The sequence below is a fragment of the Chryseobacterium sp. HNCC26DJ239 genome, assembly GCF_057180445.1.
On record NZ_JBXUGJ010000001.1, the window covers coordinates 55,146 to 77,105 of the forward strand.

The 21,960-nt window shown below is 33.9% G+C and carries 20 protein-coding genes; 8 read left to right on the top strand and 12 right to left on the bottom strand.

Annotated elements, in window-relative coordinates; translation table 11 throughout:
- Nucleotides 1-152: 152 nt before the first annotated feature.
- The 3 genes from AC2A1D_RS00305 to AC2A1D_RS00315 form a co-directional block, all read right to left on the bottom strand.
- On the bottom strand, nt 153-2,600 hold the full coding sequence (locus tag AC2A1D_RS00305) for a ligase-associated DNA damage response DEXH box helicase (protein ID WP_484041675.1): 2,448 nt from the start codon (nt 2,598-2,600) through the stop codon (nt 153-155).
- 140 nt (nt 2,601-2,740) lie between these two features.
- Nucleotides 2,741-4,321, bottom strand: coding sequence for an ATP-dependent DNA ligase (locus AC2A1D_RS00310; protein WP_484041676.1), 1,581 nt, complete (start codon nt 4,319-4,321; stop codon nt 2,741-2,743).
- Between the two features lie 196 nt (nt 4,322-4,517).
- Nucleotides 4,518-5,540, bottom strand: coding sequence for a ligase-associated DNA damage response exonuclease (locus tag AC2A1D_RS00315; protein ID WP_484041677.1), 1,023 nt, complete (start codon nt 5,538-5,540; stop codon nt 4,518-4,520).
- 146 nt (nt 5,541-5,686) lie between these two features.
- On the opposite strand from AC2A1D_RS00315, the gene AC2A1D_RS00320 reads away from it, so the two are divergent.
- Nucleotides 5,687-5,872, top strand: a complete 186-nt coding sequence (locus AC2A1D_RS00320) for a hypothetical protein (RefSeq protein WP_484041678.1) — start codon at nt 5,687-5,689, stop codon at nt 5,870-5,872.
- A gap of 55 nt (nt 5,873-5,927) precedes the next feature.
- Here AC2A1D_RS00320 and AC2A1D_RS00325 read toward each other — a convergent pair whose 3' ends face one another.
- Nucleotides 5,928-6,203: a hypothetical protein gene (locus AC2A1D_RS00325; RefSeq protein ID WP_484041679.1), complete on the bottom strand. Its 276-nt coding sequence runs from the start codon at nt 6,201-6,203 to the stop codon at nt 5,928-5,930.
- A 208-nt stretch (nt 6,204-6,411) separates the two neighbouring features.
- Between AC2A1D_RS00325 and AC2A1D_RS00330 the strand changes: the two genes are divergently transcribed.
- Both AC2A1D_RS00330 and AC2A1D_RS00335 read left to right on the top strand, forming a co-directional pair.
- Nucleotides 6,412-7,041: a CatA-like O-acetyltransferase gene (locus AC2A1D_RS00330; RefSeq protein WP_484041680.1), complete on the top strand. Its 630-nt coding sequence runs from the start codon at nt 6,412-6,414 to the stop codon at nt 7,039-7,041.
- 268 nt (nt 7,042-7,309) lie between these two features.
- Nucleotides 7,310-9,712, top strand: coding sequence for an alpha/beta hydrolase family protein (locus tag AC2A1D_RS00335; RefSeq protein ID WP_484041681.1), 2,403 nt, complete (start codon nt 7,310-7,312; stop codon nt 9,710-9,712).
- A gap of 43 nt (nt 9,713-9,755) precedes the next feature.
- Here AC2A1D_RS00335 and AC2A1D_RS00340 read toward each other — a convergent pair whose 3' ends face one another.
- The 3 genes from AC2A1D_RS00340 to AC2A1D_RS00350 form a co-directional block, all read right to left on the bottom strand.
- Nucleotides 9,756-10,577, bottom strand: coding sequence for a GLPGLI family protein (locus AC2A1D_RS00340; protein ID WP_484041682.1), 822 nt, complete (start codon nt 10,575-10,577; stop codon nt 9,756-9,758).
- Between the two features lie 97 nt (nt 10,578-10,674).
- A complete protein-coding gene (locus AC2A1D_RS00345; RefSeq protein ID WP_484041683.1) occupies nt 10,675-11,013 on the bottom strand; it encodes a hypothetical protein in 339 nt (112 codons plus the stop codon).
- 10 nt (nt 11,014-11,023) lie between these two features.
- A complete protein-coding gene (locus AC2A1D_RS00350; RefSeq protein WP_484041684.1) occupies nt 11,024-11,881 on the bottom strand; it encodes a GLPGLI family protein in 858 nt (285 codons plus the stop codon).
- A 209-nt stretch (nt 11,882-12,090) separates the two neighbouring features.
- Between AC2A1D_RS00350 and AC2A1D_RS00355 the strand changes: the two genes are divergently transcribed.
- The 4 genes from AC2A1D_RS00355 to AC2A1D_RS00370 all read left to right on the top strand — a co-directional run bounded on the left by AC2A1D_RS00355 (nt 12,091) and on the right by AC2A1D_RS00370 (nt 14,607).
- The gene (locus tag AC2A1D_RS00355) at nt 12,091-12,783 is read left to right on the top strand and encodes a DsbA family oxidoreductase (RefSeq protein WP_484041685.1); all 693 of its coding nucleotides are present in this window, start codon (nt 12,091-12,093) and stop codon (nt 12,781-12,783) included.
- A 10-nt stretch (nt 12,784-12,793) separates the two neighbouring features.
- A complete protein-coding gene (locus AC2A1D_RS00360) occupies nt 12,794-13,378 on the top strand; it encodes a 5'-methylthioadenosine/S-adenosylhomocysteine nucleosidase family protein (protein WP_484041686.1) in 585 nt (194 codons plus the stop codon).
- An 81-nt stretch (nt 13,379-13,459) separates the two neighbouring features.
- Nucleotides 13,460-13,972, top strand: a complete 513-nt coding sequence (locus tag AC2A1D_RS00365; protein WP_484041687.1) for a DUF7935 family protein — start codon at nt 13,460-13,462, stop codon at nt 13,970-13,972.
- A gap of 23 nt (nt 13,973-13,995) precedes the next feature.
- Nucleotides 13,996-14,607: an inorganic pyrophosphatase gene (locus tag AC2A1D_RS00370; RefSeq protein WP_484041688.1), complete on the top strand. Its 612-nt coding sequence runs from the start codon at nt 13,996-13,998 to the stop codon at nt 14,605-14,607.
- Between the two features lie 58 nt (nt 14,608-14,665).
- On the opposite strand, the gene AC2A1D_RS00375 is transcribed toward AC2A1D_RS00370, so the two are convergent.
- A complete protein-coding gene (locus AC2A1D_RS00375; protein WP_484041689.1) occupies nt 14,666-15,805 on the bottom strand; it encodes an aminotransferase class I/II-fold pyridoxal phosphate-dependent enzyme in 1,140 nt (379 codons plus the stop codon).
- A gap of 180 nt (nt 15,806-15,985) precedes the next feature.
- Complete coding sequence (locus AC2A1D_RS00380; RefSeq protein ID WP_484041690.1) at nt 15,986-18,028, bottom strand: Ig-like domain-containing protein; 2,043 nt, start codon at nt 18,026-18,028, stop codon at nt 15,986-15,988.
- A 317-nt stretch (nt 18,029-18,345) separates the two neighbouring features.
- Here AC2A1D_RS00380 and AC2A1D_RS00385 point away from each other — a divergent pair, with 317 nt between their 5' ends.
- Nucleotides 18,346-19,401 (top strand): M28 family metallopeptidase, encoded by a 1,056-nt coding sequence (locus AC2A1D_RS00385; protein ID WP_484041691.1) that lies wholly within the window; start codon nt 18,346-18,348, stop codon nt 19,399-19,401.
- A 37-nt stretch (nt 19,402-19,438) separates the two neighbouring features.
- Here the strand turns inward: AC2A1D_RS00385 and AC2A1D_RS00390 are convergent, their stop codons facing one another.
- The 3 genes from AC2A1D_RS00390 to AC2A1D_RS00400 form a co-directional block, all read right to left on the bottom strand.
- Entirely contained in the window at nt 19,439-19,930 is a 492-nt protein-coding gene (locus AC2A1D_RS00390) for a hypothetical protein (RefSeq protein ID WP_484041692.1), read from the bottom strand.
- A 66-nt stretch (nt 19,931-19,996) separates the two neighbouring features.
- A complete protein-coding gene (locus AC2A1D_RS00395; RefSeq protein ID WP_027385416.1) occupies nt 19,997-20,863 on the bottom strand; it encodes a sigma-70 family RNA polymerase sigma factor in 867 nt (288 codons plus the stop codon).
- Nucleotides 20,864-21,114: 251 nt separating this feature from the next.
- Nucleotides 21,115-21,906, bottom strand: a complete 792-nt coding sequence (locus tag AC2A1D_RS00400; protein WP_484041693.1) for a S1/P1 nuclease — start codon at nt 21,904-21,906, stop codon at nt 21,115-21,117.
- Nucleotides 21,907-21,960 lie beyond the last annotated feature (54 nt).

A 21,960-nucleotide genomic window follows, 5' to 3' on the forward strand; every position in this document is an offset into this window, starting at 1 on the left:
AATTAGAATTTTAAGGGCTTGAACAAACTTCACGGAAACTTACTATTAAATTGACAGAGTAAAAATATGGAAAATGAAGTGATATTAAAAATATTCCACCATAAATATTATTGTAAAAAGAAAATTTTATCAACAATTCACTAAAAGTCAATCTATTTTATCTTTTTTGCTTGTTCAATCAATTTTTGAACTCTTGCATCCAAATCTTCACTCGTTAAAGTCTGTCGCAAACTATCTACTTTTATAGGGAAACTTAGTGGTGTAAAAGCATTAGAAAATTTCAAAACAATTTTCGATTTTTCAATTCTTTTAAAAGCCTCTACCAATCTTTGCTCCTGCAATTGCATGTTAAAAACCTCGGTATACGCCTGTCTTACAAGAAAATGATTGGGATCATGCTCTTCCAAAACTTTAAAAATTAATCCTGCCGAACTTTGCAGAGATTTATTAGAACGTTGTTGCCCAGGAAAATTCTGAACCACCATCCCAGAAATTACTGCAATATCACGAAATTTTCTTCGAGCCATTTCTGCCGCATTTATACTGGAAATTACATCAGTCATGAGATTTTCTCTGCTTAAAATTTTTCCTAAATTTTCTTCGTTTAAGGGAATTTCTTTATCGCTAAATAATTCAAAACCATAATCATTCATGGCCATCGAAAACGAAATGGGTGCTAATTTCGAGATTCGATATGCAACTAAAGCAGCCATCACTTCGTGCACCAACCTCCCTTCAAACGGATACATAAACAGATGATAACCTTCGCGGTTTTTAATCATTTCCACCAAAAATTCATCTTCTTTTGGAATATGAGAACGCTCTTCCTGATTCATTAAAAGCGGATGCAAAAATTTCAATTCTTTCTCAGAAGCTTTCGGGTTTAAAGCAATTGACAATTTTTCTCTTAAAAACTGTCCTAAATTGGTGCTCAACGGCAATCTTCCCCCCAAATAACTCGGAGCTTGAGCTTTTCCTTTAGAAGCACGCACAAAAACCGTCATGTCCTTAATCATCGCGACTTCCAAAACTCTTCCAGCCAAAATAAATTTCTCTTCTTTCTTCAATCTGGAAATAAAATATTCCTCAACCATTCCAATATATCCGCCGGAAATAAATTTTACTTTCAGCATCGCATCACTTACAATTGCGCCCATATTCATTCGGTGAAGCATGGCTATTTTTCGAGAAGTTACTTTATGCAAACCGTCTTCCATTACGACCACTTTGTGATATTCTTCGTAGCTTTTCAGAGCACTTCCACCAATTGTAAGAAATTCGATTATCGATTTCCATTCTTCATTCGTAATTTCCTGAAAAGTGTAAACTTGCTTGATTCTTTCGTAGGTTTCTTCGGGATAAAATCCGTCGCCAATTGCCAAAGTCATCAGAAACTGAACCAAAACATCAAAACACAAAACTTCCGGTTCTCTAGGTTCAATTACATTTTGTTTTACCGCTTCTTTTAAAGCAGAAACTTCAATTAATTCTAAAGAATGCGTTGGAACGCAATATATTTTAGAGATTTCAAAAGGGGAGTGGCCGCTTCTTCCGGCACGCTGTAAAAATCTGGCAACACCTTTTGCAGAACCAATTTGAATAACAGTATCAACAGGTTTAAAATCAATTCCTAAATCTAAAGATGATGTTGAAACTACCGCTTTTAGTTTTCCGGAACTTAAATTTTCTTCAATCCAATTTCGCAATTCTGCGTCTATCGAGCTGTGATGTATCGCGATTTGTCCGGCAAAATCAGGATGAACTTGCAACAAAAGCTGATACCACATTTCACTCTGGCTTCTTGTATTTGTGAAAACAATCGTAGATTTTGAGTTTAAAATAATGGGAACTACTTTATCGGCTAATTTCTGACCGAGATGTCCTGCCCAAGGTAAAATTTCAACTTCATCCGGAAAGACAGGGAGAATTTCAATTTTCTTATGTTCTTTAGCGGTAATTTTTGTCTTTTTAATGGAATATGGAATTAAAACTTCCATTGCTTCATCGAGGTTTCCAATTGTTGCCGTAATTCCCCAAATTTTAAGTTTAGAAACATATTTTCTAAGCTGAGAAATTCCCAATTCAACTAAAACACCTCGTTTTGAGCCTAACAATTCATGCCATTCATCCACAACAATCGTTTGGAGATTTTTGAAAAAACGTTGATGATTTTTTTGTCCCAACAATAACTGTAAACTTTCGGGAGTTGCGACCAAAATTTCAGGCATATTTTTAACCTGTTGTTGCCGAACTTTTGGGTCTGTATCCCCATTTCTCACTCCAACCGACCAATCCAGACCAATCTCGTCAATGGCTTCCTGCATTGCTTTTGCGATGTCTTTTGATAGCGAGCGAAGAGGCGTAATCCAGATCAATTTCAAACCGCTTTTGTATTTTTCGGGATGATTCAGGAAATCTGAAATTAAAGCTAAAAAAACAGAAAATGTTTTCCCAAAACCAGTGGGCGCAACCACCATTCCGCTGTACCCATTCCCGAATTTTTCCCAAGTTTGAACCTGAAATTTAAAAGGCGAAATCGATTTTTCCATCATCCAGTTTTGAATGATTTTAAAGCCATTGGTATTTTCGAAGTTGCTCAAATTATTTTTATTTTAAACTGCTAAAGTCACAAAAGATTTAGAGTTATTTAAAATTTTAAAAAGCTCAAAAAAGCTTTTGCAAACATTAATATTCACTAATAATGAAGAATTAAAAACTTTTATGCCGTTTGTGATTAAATCTACTGTATCAATTTCTTAATTTCTTCCAGATCATCAATTTCATCTACTTTTTTATCTTTTCTCCAACGTGCAATTCTTGGAAAGCGCAATGCAACACCACTTTTGTGGCGATTACTGAAACCAATTCCTTCAAAAGCAATCTCAAAAACCAATTCAGGCTTTACGGTTCGAACAGGTCCGAATTTTTCTATGGCATTTTTGTTCACAAACTTGCTTATTTCCATTATTTCTTTGTCGGTCAATCCAGAATAAGCTTTGGCAATTGTAACCAATTTATCTTCATTTTTTACGGCAAAAGTGTAATCGGTGTAGTAAGCGCTTCGCCTTCCGCTGCCTTTTTGAGCGTAAATGAGAACGGCATCTATGGTGAGCGGATCTATTTTCCATTTCCACCAATCGCCCTTTTTTCTTCCCGAATGATAGTGTGAATTTTTCTGTTTCAGCATCAAACCTTCACTGTTGATTTCCCTTGAATTTTCTCTTATTAGATTTAAATCTTCCCAGTTTTCAAATTCGATCAGTTCAGAAAGCTTTATTTTCTCGGGATTTTCGTTTAACAATAATTCTTCCAACATGGCGCGTCTTGACGAAATCGGTTTTTCGCGTAAATCTGTTCCTTCTATTTCTAAAAGATCATACACAAAAACCTGAATCGGAATCTCCGAAAGCATTTTCTTGGTTAAAGCTTTACGGTTCAAACGTTTCTGTAATTCATTAAAATTTAAAACATTAGAATCCTTTACCGCAAGTATTTCTCCATCTAAAACAAAGCTTCCCTTCATTTTTTGAACCGTTTCTTTAATTTCGGGAAACTGCTCAGTTACCAATTCTTCACCTCTAGACCAAATAAAAACTTCGTTATTTCTTTTGATAATTTGCCCACGAATTCCGTCCCATTTGTATTCAAGCTGCCATTCTTCGGGTTTGCCTAATTCTTCCAAATCTTTTTCCAAAGGATACGCCAAACAAAAAGGATAAGGTTTTGAGTTATCGGTATTGATGTTTTCGGCAAAAATAAGTTCGTTGAAAGAAACTGTTTCAGGCTGCCATTTTCCCATCAAACTGTGTGTTAAAGCACTGGATTCTTGATTGGAAAACTTCGTTAAAGCATTCACCAATGTTTTATCAGAAACCCCAATTCTAAAACTTCCGCCTAATAATTTATTGAAAATCAACCGTTCTGTATAATCCAAACCATTCCAAGACTTCAAAACAAAATGTTTTTTGTCTGTATCTGATTTGTCTTTTAAACCAATAATTTCAGTCATCCATTCAGACAGAGATTTATCGATTTTTTCAGTAGGTGGAGGAAGAATAAGCGACAGCGTTTCTCCTAAATCTCCCACCGAAGAATAGCTTTCCTGGAACAGCCAAAATGGAAGTTGAGTAATTTCCAATGCCCATTCTTTCATGTAATTGGTGTTCACATTTCGCTTCGGTCTTTTACCTGTAAATAGGGCGATAAACCAAACTTTATCACGATCTGGAGCACGTTCCAAGTAATCGATGATGGCATCGATTTTTGCATTGGTTTTATTGGTGCTTTCGAGAGCGTTGATGAGTTCTGCGAAATATTTCATTTTTATCCTAAATCTTGATAATTTTTATAATATTGAGAATGGCGTTAACGGCTATATTTTATTTCAAATGATTGCAAAGGCAAATAGTATTTAGTTGGAAGAGCTTATTTATAAGCTTCACCAAATCAAATTGTTAATTCATTCTTTGCTCTTTAAAATCATAAATAATTATTAATTAAACTTTTGGGATTAATAATTATTTACTTTCAATATTCTTTTCTTTTTCTTTTTCTTCCTCTTCATCATCTCCGTAAAGAGTTTCTACGACATCAGATTTAATGCCGATTTCGTTGATATATTTTGAAAAAACTTCGGTTTGACCGTGCGTAACGTGTACAATTTCTGCTTCTGTACCTTTCACAGCCTCTAATAATCCTTTCCAATCGGCGTGGTCGCTCATAGCAAAACCGGCATCTGCACTTCGCCATCTTCTTGCACCACGAACCTGCATCCAACCAGAGCAAATCGCTATCGCCGGATTTGGAATTTTCTTCATAACATTAGAATCTAACAAAGCCGGCGGAACAATCACAATTTCGTCTTGCAAATGCTTTACATTTTCTCTAAAATCTGGAATTTCATAGTCGGGAAGAGTGATTCCTGCGTTTTCAAAAGCTTCATTTAGTTTTCCAATAGAGTAGTGCACGTTGATTTTTCCTAAACCTTCAACAGCTTTCATAATTCGTTGCGCTTTGCCTAAAGAATAACCTATAAATACTGATGTTTTCTGATTTTCTTTATTTCGTAACACCCAATTTTGAAGTTTCTTATTAAGATCTTCAATTTCGAGCCAGTTGTAAATTGGAAGCCCAAAAGTACTTTCGGTAACAAATTCATGGCATTTTACCAATTCAAAGGGAGTGCTTAAACCATCGCTTTGAACTTTATAATCTCCGGAAATAACAGATACATAACCTTTATATTCCAATCGAATTTGTGCAGAACCAATAATATGACCTGCAGGATGAAGAGAAACCTGTACGCCATTGATCATTATTTTCTCGCCATATTCCACACTTTGAACCTCAATATCTTCACTAATTCTTGCATGGAGAATAGGTTTTGTGAAATGATGACAAAGATATTTTTTCATTCCCCAACGTGCATGATCGGCATGACCGTGCGTAATAATCGCCAAGTCTACAGGTCTCCAAGGATCGATATAAAACTTTCCTTGAGGACAATAAATACCTTTATTTGTAAATGTAATGAGTTTCAAGCGTTATAAATGTAGTGCTTTTGATGCTATTCAAAAAACTGACCAAATTTATTTTTAAGAAAAAAAATAAAAATCTGCTATTTTGAAAAATTAAAGTTTAAAAAAATGGCACAGAAAATGAAGTTACCTCCGCAAAATCAAATACAATGAACGTTAAAAGAACATTTGGAACTGTACTTACAGTACTTGGTATTGTAGGTCTTTTGTACACAGGATACAATCTAATCCAAAAAAGTGAAGCTTATACCAATCTTGCTGTTATTGGAGTAATTGGGCTAATTTTTTTCTTTGCCGGAATAGGGTTAGTGAAGAACACCAGAGATGAAAGTTAAAAGAATAACTTTCAATTATTTAAACAAAACTCTTATCATTTGATGAGAGTTTTTACTATTTTACTTCTAAAACTTCACCTGCTTTTGCGCTGTTGTAAATTTGTTCCGCTTCGTCAAAGAAAACATTTACAGAAATTTCAAAACCATTTGCCAAAAAGAAAGTTACCATTCCGTCTAGATTGTGGCTTAGAAAACCAATATGATTTACATTAATAATCACAGGTTTGCCCAAAGCTTTTGCACCTTCTAAAGAGGTGGCTCTTTTAAAGCGTTCAATTAATGATGCTTTAATATAAATTAATCCTTCTGAAGTTGATTTTAGTTTATACATATTTTGTGTAAATCTACAACATTTTAATATCCTAAATTTTGAATAGGATCCCTAATTTTTATATTTCGATACCACAAAAAATCAGAAATTTCAAAATTCACCCGATTTTTCACCTAAAAATAAATAAACCATCTAATTTTTTGAATTGATTCTATATTTACTTCCAATTATAAATATTCTTTCAGACATTTGCAGAAAATTGAAATTAATGCAGATTATAGATCTTGAAAACTGGAACAGAAAGGAACATTTCGAATTTTTTTCATCTCTAAAAAGCCCTTATTTTGGCTTTACCACAGAAGTAGATTGCACCAAAGCTTACGAAAACGCCAAGAAAAACGGATACTCTTTTTTCGCTTTTTACATGTACAAATCGATGATGGCCATCAATAAAGTAAACGAACTTAAGCTTAGAATTGTAGACGACAAAGTTGTTCAATACGATATAGTGCACGTTGGAAGCACAATCGGGAGAGCCGATGGAACTTTTGCCTTCTCATACTTCGAGCATTCTGAAGATTTCAGTGTTTTCAACGAGAGACTTCAAAATCAGATTGAAATCATTCAAAAATCTAAAGGTTTGGGAATCAGCAATAATGTTCTACCTCCGAATCATATTAGACACACCACCATTCCGTGGAGTTCTTTTTCGGCGATTCTTCATCCCTCAGATTTAGATCCAAAAGAATCGATTCCTAAAATTGCTTTTGGAAAATTTACCTTAAAAGATGGCAAAAAAATGATGCCCGTTTCCATTGAAGCGCATCATGGTTTAGCAGACGGACTGCACCTTGCGAGATATTTTGAGGAGTTTCAAAAACAATTAGACGAAGAATAATTACTGCGTTTATTGTCTTTTTCTCTTCATGAATCTAAAACCAATCGGTATGATTCAAAAAGCAAGAACTTTCTTCGACACTTCTTCGGGGATTGTTCGGGTCACCTTCGGAAAAATGGTACTTTTCCCGAAGAGCTCTCGAAGAAACACCGAAGAAAACCCAAACAAATTATCATTAAAACGATTTTCAATTTTTATGAAACATCTCTTCATAATTTACTTTTGACAAAAGATTTTTTCATTAATTTCGTGAAAAATCAAAAAGATAATGAAGATAAAACTCACCATTTGTTTGCTTGCTTTTCTTAATTTTTATGAAGCGCAGGAAAACTTAACGTATCAAAAGCCTTCTGCAGAGATCTTAAAGCTTGCCGATTACGAAAGACCTCCAAGTGTATTAACCAATTCTAAAAAAGACTGGATTGTTTTTGCCTACAGACCTACCTACAAAACATTGGATGATTTGAACCAAACTGAAATGAAATTAGGAGGTTTAAGAATCAACCCAACTACGAATATTTCAAGCTCAATTACATACAGCAACAATCTGAAAGTTCGTAAAATGAACGATAAAACGGAAACTCAGGTAAAAGGACTTCCTCAAAATGCAAAAATTACCAACACTACGTTTTCGCCAGATGAAAAAAAGATGGCTTTTACCAATACCACAGACAAAGGAGTTGAACTTTGGGTAATTGATCTTGAAACTGCTTCTGCAAAGAAAATTTCTCAGGATAATCTGAACGCCAATTACGGAATGCCTTATCGTTGGATGAAAGATTCACAAAGCTTTTTGATAAAAGTTCTTCCTTCGGACCGCTCGAAATTGATTGATTCTTCTAAAGATTTACCTACAGGACCAATTGTTTCTTCTGCAGATGGAAAAGTTTCACAAAACAGAACCTACCAAGATTTATTGAAAAATCCGCAAGATGAGAAGAATTTTGAAACATTGATGAGTTCAGAATTATATCATGTAGATTTAAGTGGAAACTTGAAAAAATTCAAAGAAAAAGATCTTTATACAGGTTTAAGTTATTCGCCGGATGGAAATTACATCATGATTTCTGCCATCAAAAAACCGTTTTCCTACATCGTTCCGCTCGGAAGATTCCCAATGACTTCAACCGTGTACGACGCCAAAGGAAACTTGGTAAAAGTAGTGAACGAAGTTCCTCTGAACGAAATTATGCCTAAAGGTTTTTCTTCAGTAAGAACTGGTAAAAGAGATATGGGTTGGAGAAGTGATAAACCTGCAACATTATCTTTTGCGGAAGCTTTAGACGGAGGAGATCAAATGAAAGCAGCAGATTTCAGAGATGAAATTTTTACTTGGGAAGCGCCTTTTGCGGGAGCTCCAAAGTCTTTCTTTAAAACCAAACAAAGATACGAAGGAACAAGCTGGACGAACAATCATTACGCCATTGTTTCTGAAGGTTGGTATGATACAAGAAATACAAAATCATATTTAATTGATTTGAATGACGGGAAATCTCAGGTTATTGAAGACAGAAATTACCAGGATGTTTATAACGATCCAGGAAGTTTCAGTACTACAAAAAATGATTTTGGCGAATATGTTGTCGATATGAAAGGCGATAAAGCGTATCTTACCGGAGCTGGTTTTACCAAAGATGGGCAACATCCTTTTGTAGACGAAGTAGATATGAAGTCTTTGAAAAAGAAAAGATTGTATACATCTAATCTAAAGAATGCAAAAGAAGAAATTATCGATATTATTGATCCTAAAAAAGGAGAGGTTTTAACGATTCAGCAGTCTGCAAGTGCGTATCCAAACTACTACAAGAAAAATATTAAGTCTAATAAATCTGAAGCGGTTACCAATTTTGCAAATCCTTTTGAAAGCATTAAAGATGTTTATAAAGAAGTAATTACCTACAAAAGAAACGATGGCGTTACTTTAACAGGAACTCTTTATTTACCTGCAAACTACGACAGAAAAGCGAAGAAAGAAAAACTTCCGCTATTAATTTGGGCTTATCCTACAGAGTATAAAGACAAAAATACAGCCGGACAAAACACACAAAACCCGAATGATTTTACCTTCCCATATTACGGGTCATTCGTGTATTGGACAACGAAAGGATACGCCGTTCTAGACGATGCTTCTTTCCCAATTATCGGGGAAGGAAAAACAGAGCCGAACGATACTTTTATTCCACAATTGGTTGCCAACGGAAGAGCTGCAATTGATGCAGTAGATCAATTAGGCTATATCGATAGAACAAAAGTTGCGGTTGGAGGGCATTCTTACGGTGCATTTATGACGGCAAATCTTTTAACACATTCTAAAGATTACGCTTGTGGAATTGCAAGAAGTGGTGCGTACAACAGAACTTTAACGCCTTTTGGATTCCAAAGCGAACAAAGGAATTATTGGGACATTCCAGAAATTTACAACAAAATGTCGTCTTTCATGAATGCAGATAAAATGAAAACACCTTTATTGTTAATTCATGGTGATGCAGACAATAATCCAGGAACTTTCACCTTACAAACGGAAAGATATTTCCAAGCACTAAAAAATCTTGGAGCACCTGTAAGAATGGTACTTTTGCCTAAAGAAGCTCATGGATATGTTGCCAAAGAAAACATTTTACATTTGCTTTGGGAACAAGATCAGTTCTTAGAAAAATGTTTAAAGAAATAATTAAAAAATCTCGCTCTTCAAGGGCGAGATTTTTGTTTGTATATTATTTCAGAATCGGCTGTTTATCTTTTTCAATAAAAATGTAGCGACTTTTAATACCGTTTTTCAGCATCTGCTTTTTACTGTTGAGTTCTTCAATGGTGCTTACAGTTTCATTTTTGAAATTGGCAGTTTTCCCGTCTTTAATTCCTTGTGAAAACATTCTGAGCGGATCTGCATAAATATCTTCCAAATACTTATTAAACTGTTTATTGGTAACTGTTAAAGCCACTTTTCCATAATGCGTTTCCACAAAATCTTTAGTATCATAATCTTCCGCAATTTTTTTATTGGAAATTAAATGATAAACAAAATTCTTTTCATCATCTTCAATAATAAAAATCAAACCGGGAAGTCCACGAAATTTATACGGACCTTCATTTATTTGAGTTTCTTTAGAAAACCAAGCCGTCCATTTTCTACCTCCAAAATTAGTAGTTGCCTTTTGAAGTTTGTAGCCGTTATAATCTTGGGTTTCATCGAAAAGCTTCCAAGTCATTTCGTCATTAGATTTCACCACAAAATAGTCGAAAAAATCTCTGTACCAATTGTTTTTAAAAGAATTTGGTGTTCTTTCCAACACCTGATCTGTTTTTGTACTATATCGAGAAACGGAGCTCTGAGCTTGCTTATTGATAGAATCATATTCCGCAAACTTTGCATCATAAAACGTAACAGATTTTGAGGTGATGTCTAAATTCATCATTTCTTTTCTGTAGTCTTCATCGGGCGAATTGCGGTATTTCAGTTCATATACAAATCTATTGGTTTGCGCTTGTAACAAAGCAGTTACAGCAAAACTGGCAAGAATAAATAGTTTCTTCATTTTATAGTTAATCAATTTTCCTTGCTAAAATACAAATAAGTCTTTTATATGTGATTTCGATTTAATAAAAAAACTGTATTTCTACAGTTTTAAGTATTTACCAAGTTAGACTTTTAGTTTTTGTATTAAAAACGATAAACTCTCTCTTTTCGGTTTTCTTCTCTATAGTTTCTATGTTTATTAACTTTAGATTTTTAGGATTATAGATTTTAATATCCTGAGTTTTTGCATCCAAAATTACTTTATCTGCGTTTTCAAAAGTAAGATAAGGCGAGTCGAAACAAACATTTCCTGTGTAGGTCATAGTTTCGGTTTTTTTATCTGTTCTATGTGCATCACTTTTAAGTTTAATATTATTTTGTACATTTTCTTGAGCAAAAATGAAGCTTGAAACACCCATCATTGCGCAAGTAAGCATGAGTTTAATATTCATCATTTAATAATTTTTAAGGTTTGTATAATTCTAGATTAATAAAGTTATTATTTGTTTTTAGTTGTTCTTTTCTTTCTTTTTCAGACTCTTTCATTATCTCATCTTCATTATATGTTTTTCCGTTAAAAGTAATGGTCATCCCTCCACTAGAACCTGCATTCTGACGTAAATCTCTTATTGGGTCCCTTTTATATTCCTGCCAATATTTTTTAAATTTTTCTTCATTTAAAGGAATTTCTTGTCTGTAAACAAGTTTTTGCTTTGGATTTTCTTCTGTTTGAGCAACTTTTTTACTTCCGACTAATACAAAAGAATGATCTTTTTTAGAATCTTCTACTTTTACTATTAATCCTGGAAGACCATGAAATTCATGTGGACCATCTTGAATTGGAATCTCTGCTGTAAACCAAGCAATCCATTCTCTTCCCAAAAATTTCGCTGTTGCTTTTTGAACTTTATAACCTAAAACTTGCGATTTTTCGGAAAAAATTTTCCAGTTTTGTGGCTGAGAAAGTGAGAGCAAAAGTGTTGTTGTACCCACCATAGTTTTATAGACAACGTCATAATTAGGGTATTTTTTGCGAACTTCATCTCTTACTTTAGGTTGTTGAACCGAAGTCATATCAATATGATTTCCGCCGCCTTGCTTCATCTTTTGCACATTTGCACTCAGTATAGAATCTGAAAGAATCTTTTTCTGACTCACAAATCGAGAACCTTCAGCTCTCGTTTCAAGAACCATATTTTCGGTGATTACCCTTTCTCGATTCAAAGAATCAGGTTTAAATGTATATTCGTAAATAAACTGATTAGATTGGGCAGAAATTAATCCGGTTAATAAGCAAAAAACGCTTGTAATAATAATTTTCATAAAATAGTTGTAATTCATATATAAAGGAATAAAAGTACTTATTAAAACATAGCAAAATCACATCTCCTTGAAAAAATAACAAAGTTTAACAGTATTTCTAATCTTTTAATAAAACTTGCTTCAAACTAATATTATAAAGCGATTCATCAAATTCAAGAGAAGGTTTTCCCAACATTCTTTTTATCTTTACATTTTTAAAATCTAAAATAATGAAGATTGAAATATGGTCTGATGTAATGTGCCCATTTTGCTACATCGGGAAAAAAAACTTTGAAAATGCTTTAGAAGCTCTTCCTTTTAAAGATAACATCGAAGTGGAGTGGAAGAGTTTTCAGCTAGATTCAAGTCTTGAAACTGGAAAACCAATCACAACTGCACAATATTTTAAAGAAAAGAAAGGCTTTCCCGAAGCTCAGGCTAAGCAAATGACAGCACAAGTTGTGCAAATGGGAAAATCTTCAGGGATTGATTTTGATTTTGAAAAAGCGATTATTACCAATACTTTTCAGGCTCACAAATTAATTCATCTGGCGAAAAAACATCAGTTGGGAGCAGAAATGGAAGAAGAACTTTTCAAAGCACATTTTCTGGAAGGGAAAAATATCGGTCTTGATGAAGTTTTAATTTCTTTAGGCGAAAAATTAGGGATTTCTACAGACGAAATTAAAAACACACTTTCTACAGAAACTTTGGATAACGAAGTAAAGCAGGAAATTGTAGAAGCTTCTCAATTGGGAATTTCCGGTGTTCCTTTTTTTGTAATCGACAGAAAATATGGAGTTTCCGGGGCGCAACCTACAGATTACTTTAAACAAGCCATCACACAAGCCTATAACGAAAAAACCGTTGCCGAAACTGCAGAAAAAAATCTTTCTTGCGGAGAAGAGAGTTGCGAAATTTAATTACGAGACAATGCTTACAGTAAATAAAGACCACAGTTATCTTTTAGAAGACATTCTTTTTGTTTTTGCTTTAGACTATGAAGCGAAAGAAATGTTCGACCACACCAGAAAACTCATCACCGGAATTGGAAAATTGAGTGCAGCAATCAGTCTTACAAAAGCGATTGCCGAGAAAAAACCTAAAATGATTATAAATCTTGGTTCAGCCGGCGGTTTTGGTTTTCAAAAGGGAAATGTGGTGTGTTGCACGAAGTTTATTCAGCGTGATATGGATGTTCAAGAACTGGGTTTTAAAAAGTTTGAAACACCTCTTTCTAATATTCCTGTCATTCTAGAAAACGGAATTGAAATCGAAAATCTTCCCATCGGAACTTGCGGAACCGGCGACAGCTTCGAAACCAACCACATCAATACAGAATACAATGTAATCGATATGGAAGCGTACGCTTTGGCTTTAATTGCATGGCAAGAAAATATTCCTTTTGTCTCTTTAAAATACATTTCTGATGATGCAGGAAGCGACGCGGCAGACGATTGGATGGTTCAGGTACATCTTGCAGCAGAAGCGTTTAAAAATATTCTTTTCAAAGAATAAGCTTCATCGTAGAAATTCAGTACAAAAAACATCGTTTAACGGTTTATAAAAGAAAATATCGTAATTTTGTACCCTCAAATTATGACAGGACTTACAGAATACTTACCGTATGCCTTTGCTCTTATTGTGGCAATCCCTTTTTTGGTTTTGCTTAGGCAGTTTGTTTATACTTACATCAACCTTAAAAATCAGGAGCTTAAACTCTTGGGCATAAAATCTAATTCTGAAAACAAAACGCATTCTTACGAAAGAATGACGCTTTTTTTAGAGAGAATAAAGCCTTCGAATCTTATCCAAAAATTTAATAAAGATTTGGCAATTCACGAGTTTATTTTCCTTACAGAAAAATCGATTACGGAGGAGTTTGAATATAATGCTTCACAGCAATTATACCTTACAAAAAACTCTTGGAAAAACATTGTTGATTCTAAAAATGCAGTTATCGAACTCTTGCACACAACGTACGAAAGTATGAACGACAAAGCAACTTTAGAAGACTACAAAACCATTTTCATCATGAATTTCATGAAAGAAAACGATTATATTTCAGACACAATTGAAGACCTTAGAAAAGAAATTATACTTATCTCATAACTTAAAAAAATAAATTTATAATAATGACTCAAAAATTTACTGCCCATCCTTGGCACGGAATTTCTGCAGGAGAAAATGCACCGGAAACTGTAAACGTATTTGTAGAAATCGTTCCTTCTGATACTATTAAATATGAAATCGATAAAGAAACTGGTTTCTTAAAAGTAGATAGACCACAAAAATTCTCTAACATTATCCCAGCTTTGTACGGTTTTGTACCACAAACATATTGTGATGACAGAGTAATGAAATTGGCTGTAGACAACGGTTCTACAGACGTTACAATGGGAGATCACGATCCTTTGGATATTTGTGTACTAAGCTCTCACAATTTCTGTTCAGGAGGTATTTTGATGGAAGCTAGACCAATCGGTGGTTTCAAAATGATCGACGGTGGTGAAGCAGATGATAAAATCGTTGCGGTTTTATTAGGAGATCACGCTTTCGGACATTTCACAGATATTTCTGAACTTCCAGAAGCTGAAGTTAAAAGATTAATGCACTATTTCCTTACGTACAAAAACTTACCAAACGAGCCTGCAAAATGTAGAATCGATGAAGTATATGGTGCGGCTCACGCAAAAGAAGTAATCAACGCTTCAATGGAAGATTACAACTCTAAATACGGAGAATAATTTCCAGGATTTATCATAAAAAATAGAAGCAGGCTAATTTTAGTCTGCTTTTTTTATTTTAAAGATTCTCTTTCAAATATTTCATTGCCTTGATGATGATTTCATCTTTTTTAACAAAGCTAAAACGGATGTAATCTGAATCGTTTTTATGCTGATAAAAAGCCGAAAGAGGAAGACAAGACACCTTTTTTTCGACGGTAAGCCATTTCGAAAACTCAACATCGGTCATAGTAGAAGAAATATTTCTAAAATTTACCGTTTGAAAAAAACCACCTTGCGATTTTTGGTTTAAAAGAAAAGGAGTTTCGGCAATCATTTCGCAAAAAGTATCGCGTTTTTGTTGCATAATTTTCCGATTGATTTCTGGGTCAAAAACATCTAAATATTTTGCAATAGCGTATTGACAAGGCGCATTTGTACTATAAGAAATGTATTGTTGATGATTTCTAAAGTTCTTTAACAATTCTGGCGAAGCTAAAAGATAGCTCACCTTCCAACCTGTAGAATGAAACATTTTTCCAAAAGAAAAAATACTGAACGTTCTTTTTCTTAATTCTGAATGTAAAAACGCACTGTAATGAGCGTAATCATCGTAACAATAAATATCGTAGATCTCCTCAGAAATTACGTAAATTTCTTGGTCTTTAATTAAATCATATAAATTTTGCCAATCGACAACATTCCAAATTTTCCCTGTAGGATTTTGTGGCGTATTTACGATAATTGCTTTCGTTTTATCGGTAATGAGGAGCTTTAGTTTTTCCCAAGAAATACTGAAATCATTTTCCACTTCATAGTAAACAGGAACACCTCCATTAATAAAGATAGAAGGAGCATAAGTATAGTAAGAAGGCTGAATAACAATTACTTCATCTCCAAAATCTAAAATCGACTTTAAGGATGTATACAAAGCAAAAGTAGAGCAGGGAACAATATTTACTTCTTCCGTAGAAATTTGTACAGACATCTTTCTAGAAGCATTAAACTCGACAATTTTATCAATCAACAATTCATTTCCCGCAAGCGATTCGTAGCTGTGCGAGATGCTATCTGCAGATTCTTTAAGGTAAAATCTAAGTCTTTCATCTACATCAAAATCCGGCAAACCCAAAGACAAATCAAAACTTTGATGTTTCTGCGCAAGCAAAGACATCTCGGTAAAAAATGTGTAGTCGTTAAACTGTTGATCTTTATTCATTATTCAGCTTGCAATTATATCTGTAAATTTTGGTAAAAACCCCATTGATAAAGAATCTAAAAAGGCATTTACATTAACGCAAAATACAAAAGAATTTTGAAAATTTTAATAAAATTATTAACGATATAAAACAAAAAAAACCGATTCAAAACTGAATCGGTTTCATTATTATTAAAATTGCTATTTTTTTATGATTTTCATAGATTGTCTTGAGCCATCTTTCATTTCAAGAAGTAATAGATAAATACCATTTGGTAAACCCTCTAATCTAATATTAGCATTTGGATTAGGTATTGTCTGAATAAATTTGCCACTCATATCCGAAACAATAATCTTACTTACCAATTCTGGACGGTTGATGTTGATTACATCTCTAAATGGGTTAGGATAAACTTGAATTGGATTTTTCAGTGCACTCTCGCTTACTTCAAGGCAACTCGTATCTAAAGTAGCTGTAACAGAAGTTCTTTCAGATTCACAAGTTGGTGTAAAGTTTAAATTATAGAAGTAAAAGTAGTACGCTGGATAACCTGTAAAGGTTGTTCCTGTAATAACAAGTTGCGGAGTAGTATATGGAAAAGTAGCTCCTGCACCATTTCTGTATAAATTAGCTGCCCCCGATCTTCTTATTGCATAATTTCCAACAGTTAAATATTTATTTAAAACAACAGTTTGAGGAGTTGAAGTACCCGCCCCAGTTGTTACAAATGGAGTAGAAGAAATTATGTTTCCTACTTCATCAAGGATTTCTATATTCCCAGCTTGACCTGATACACCAGAAAAAACATCAACAGAATTAAGAGTTAATGAAGAGTTAACTGTAAACAATAAATTCCAAGCAGTCGAAGTATTCAAATTTGATCCTAATGCTGCTGGATTTGCTGGCCCAACATTCGTAGCCGTTTCTACGGTTGCAGCAGAAGCCCAATAATTTGTAGTTGCCGTAAGAGCTGGAGTTGTAAATGAATTCCCTGTACCAACTAAATTTCCACCTGTATTAGCATCATACCATTTGATGACAGCTCCTGTAGGTGCAGTTGCCGATAAAGTTGCGGTATTGTTTGCACAAGACGTCGTTCCACCAGTGGTAGATAAAAGTGAAGGCCCAACGCAATTTGTAGATTTCGGCAAAGATACTAGAGACCAAGAGCTTACATTTCCTGATCCACAGTTAGATCTCACCCAAAAATAATACGCAGTATTGCTGCTCAACGGAGTAACTGTATAGCTTGTAGAAGTTATATTTGTATTTGTGGGTACCGTAGAAGCAGTTGGAGGAGTTGAAGAAGTGCTGTAGTAAATTTCATATGAACTTGGAGCAGGAGATGGAGTACTCCAATTTAATGTAACTGAAGTTGCTGTTGAAGAAGAATTTTGCGCATTAATAACAGGTGCAAAACAAGAAGGAGGTGTCCAAGTATAGGTAAAACCAGCTGGAGCCATTCCAGGAGGGGTAACAGAGCTATTATAAGCTTGTGTACTATTATTAGCTGTTCCAGTTGTAGAACCTGTAAAGGCATCGGTTGAAGCGTTAAGACGATTGTTAAAGTCTGTATTATTTGCGCCCCTTAAACCAATTTGAGCACTCCCCGTGATTGCAGTTGTGCCTACTAAATAAGATCCAGAATTATAAACTACTGAAATTTGATTACTTGTTTCTTTCAGTCTCATTTGAAAAGAGAAAGCATATACAAGAGTTGTACTAGTAGTATAATTGGGTCTAAAATTATTCCATTGTATAACCAGTTCTCTATTTGGAGCAGTACCCACAGTTTCCCAACGAATATCGCCGGTTACACCTGCAATGTTATTAAATGAATTTGTAGATCTTCCCCATGCAGAGGCAATTCCCTCATAGTTTGAAGTAGAGCTAATAGGATTTGCTGCTGTTGGGCTATCTGTACCTCCAAAAGTTATATAACCATGGGAAGAAACCTTTATATCCGTATAATTTATTCCATTAAAATTAAAATTAAAAGGTAATGGGAGAGAGTAAGAAACATTATATAAACTCCCAGCTCCAGAAGTTGAACTGGCTGTTTCCAAAATTGTACCTGCGATAATAGGAGTGTAGGTTCCCGAATTTTGTGCAAAACTATATCCACTTACCTGAGCTTGTGTTAAACAAGTTCCCAAGCTTAAAAAAGATACACCATAGATAAGATTTTTAAAACACTTGTTTTGAGAAATCTTACATAAATTAAAAAAATAGTTTTTATTCATTTCATTGTTTATTTTATCAAAAATACAAAAAACAAGTCGATAAAACAACAATACCTATAAAAATATCGTTAAAAAATTACAAATTAATCAAATATATCACTCCCGAATACATTTATTTATAAGACTCAAAAACACTATTAATTCAAATAAATTAAAAACTTACATATCATTTATTAATGAATTTTTAATCATAATGTATTATGCAATAAATATATTAAATGAATAATATGAGACAATTTCCAATAACTCTATGATAGAAATATTAAGAACTTTAAAAACATCTCATTTTTTTTATTAATTTTAAACAAATAATTTTTATGAAGAGAATTCTGTTGCCGCTATTCTCAGCGGTGTTTCTTGTTTCTTGCGGAACGTCAAAACCTACCACATCAACTTCTACCACTACAGAAAATGTAATTAGCAGAAGCGGAAAAGAAGAAAAAGCATTCAAAAAAGCATACGAAAGCATTAGCCTTGAAAGTTTAAAGAAAAACCTTACTGTAATCGCTTCAGACGAGATGGAAGGACGAGATACCGGAAGTCCTGGACAGAAAAAAGCAGGAGAATATATGATTAATTTCTACAAGCAAAACGGAATTTCTTTCCCAAAAGCTTTAGGATCGTTCTATCAAAAAGTTCCTGCAACTTATATGTCCAAAAGAGGTGGTAGAAATTTACCCGACTCTGAAAACATTCTTGCATTTATTGAAGGAAGTGAAAAACCAGAAGAAATTGTTGTGATTTCTGGTCATTACGATCACGTTGGAAGTAGAAAAGGAGTAGTATACAACGGCGCAGACGACGACGGAAGCGGAACTGTAGCGGTAATGGAAATTGCAAAAGCTTTCAATGAAGCTAAAAAAGCAGGTCATGGTCCGAAACGTTCTATTTTGTTTTTACATGTAACAGGAGAGGAGCATGGTCTTTTTGGCTCAGAATTTTATACAGACAACCCAGTTTTTCCTTTAGCAAACACCGTTGTAGACCTTAACATTGATATGATTGGTCGTGATGATCCTGAAAATCGTGGTAAACAATACGTTTATGTTATCGGTTCAGAAATGTTGAGTTCGCAATTGAAAGTAATCAACGAAGCGGCTAATAAAAGCACGAATAATTTAGAACTTAATTATAAATATGATGATCCAAATGATTCGGAGAGATTGTATTACAGATCAGACCATTATAATTTTGCTAAAAATAATATTCCGGTAGCATTTTATTTCGACGGAATTCATGAAGATTATCACAAACCAACCGATGATGTCGATAAAATTGATTTTCCTTTGCTTCAAAAAAGAGCGCAATTGGTTTTCGCAACAGCTTGGGAATTAGCAAACAGACCCGAAAGAATCGTGGTTGATAAAAAATAAATTTCCTTTAATTTTATTATAAAAAAGTCTGCAAATTTTAGTTTGCAGACTTTTCATTTAAGTACTCTATAAAATCTAAGTTTGTATTGGTTTTAGAAAAATCTAAATTAATTAAATAATCAATTTTTAGCGAATTTCTATATGAATAACCTTTGATTCTGATTGTTTTGCCGATTTTTTGCTTAGATACATAATAAATTTTCTCCCAAATCATAGGAAATTCTTCTTTACTTGAAATTTTACTTATTTCAAGAATTGGTTGTGCAATTTTGAAATATTTACTTTTGATAAGAAGAAAAATATGTTCATCGAACACAATAATGGAAGCCATTTTAACTTGATAATTAAAGATTGATTTACTACTTGAAATATCAATATTGGTAATTACATTTTGTATTTTGAAGATTTTTTTTCCAGATAAAAAATTTAAAAACTTATTATGTTTATGAAGATAATAATAGTGAAAAATTAAATTGCCTCCAAAGTAAAATACGGTAAGAAATCCACCTAATAAAAAATATATTTCCATATCCAAATATAAAAAAAAGCGGAGCTTGAAAAAACTCAAACTCCGCTATAATTTTTTTGCGTTAGATTATTTACCTAAATAAGATTTCAAAATCTTACTTCTGGTATTGTGCTTCAATCTTTTGATTGCCTTCTCTTTGATCTGACGAACTCTTTCTCTTGTAAGATCGAAAGTTTCCCCGATTTCTTCCAAAGTCATAGGATGCTTCCCATTCAACCCGAAATATAATCTTACCAAATCTGCTTCTCTTGGCGTAAGCGTATTCAATGCTCTTTCAATTTCAATTTGAAGAGATTCAAGCATCAAATCTTTATCCGGACTTGGAGATTCTCCAGAACGAAGTACATCATACAAGTTAGAATCTTCACCTTCTACCAAAGGCGCATCCATAGACAAATGTCTTCCGGAATTTTTCATAGATTCTTTAATGTCTTCCTCGCTCATGTCCAAAACTTCAGCCAATTCTTCAGGAGATGGTGGTCTTTCGTTTTCTTGCTCAAGGTGAGCGTAAGCTTTGTTGATTTTGTTGATAGACCCAATCTTGTTCAAAGGCAATCTTACAATTCTCGACTGTTCTGCCAAAGCTTGTAAAATCGACTGACGAATCCACCAAACTGCGTAAGAGATAAATTTAAAACCTCTGGTTTCATCATATCTTTTCGCTGCTTTCATCAAACCTAAGTTACCTTCATTAATCAAATCGGGTAGAGAAAGCCCTTGGTTTTGGTATTGTTTAGAAACCGAAACTACGAAACGAAGGTTGGCTTTAATCAATTTTTCCAATGCAGCTCTGTCGCCTGCACGAATTCTCTGTGCCAAATCTACTTCTTCGTCTGCTGTAATTAGTTCAACTTTACCAATTTCCTGCAAATACTTGTCTAATGAAGCGGTTTCCCTGTTGGTAACCTGCTTGGTTATTTTTAATTGTCTCATTTAATTTTGCCTCAAAAAAGAGTTAGTATCTTATTATACGTTTACAAAACCAAAAAGGTTACACATGATTTATTTTTTTTGTAAAAATTTCCTAATCATAAAATCAAACATCACTCAAACCAAACATGTTTTGAAAACCTGTTAGGTTTAGTTTAAAGATTTAATAACAAAAAAAAAGCGAAACCAAAGTTTCGCTTGTATATATTATTAAGATTAATCTATCAACAAAAAACAGTCAACAGCCAACCAATTTAAAACAAATCGTTCAACAATTTCGCCAATCTCAAACCTCCGTAAAGAAGTTGTCTTTCCATTGTTTCGTTGAATTTATACTGATAATCGTAAGACAATTTAGAACCATCCGGAGTTTGCGCATAAATTTTGTTCGCAATAAGGTGAGAATCGTACAACCAGTTTTCCAAATTTCCGCTTTGGATGTGCTTTACTTCATCCTTAGATTTAATGTCTAAAAGTTTTGCATACTCAGTATAACTGTACTTTTGTGAATCTACCAATTTCCCATCCCAAACCGAATGAAGATTTGTTTTTTCACCAAAATAAGTTACATTTATTTTATTTCCTCCCAAATCATCGGCTCTTCCCACATGCAAAGGCTGCGAAAGGTCTCCCATCATATGAATCAAGAAAATTAAAGCAATTTTCCTGTCTTTTTCAGAAGTTTTGTCGTCTTTTACTTGTGCCGAAAGTGTTTTAATTTGAGAATATAAATTAGCGCCTGCTTGAGCTTTCAAATTTTTCTCAAAAGCTGGTAAATCTGTTTGTGGGTCGATATTTACATAATGCCAAGCGGAAGCTTGCTTCCAAGCACCGGTTGTATCAGATTTTATAAAATCTGGCCAGTTTGCCCAATACGCAAGACGTTCTTCACCCATCAACTTTTTAATTTCCCTTCTTGCTTTCCCTGATAGATGGTTTTCTGCAATCTCAGCAATAACGCGGTGTCCCGTTAATCCCCATGCATAAGAATAAATTGAAGACACAGCAAAAGCCAAAACCAGAATTTTAGAATAAATACTTTTCATTTTAAAATAATTTCAGGGTGCAAAGATACGCTTAGTCCCGCTAAAAATCTGTGA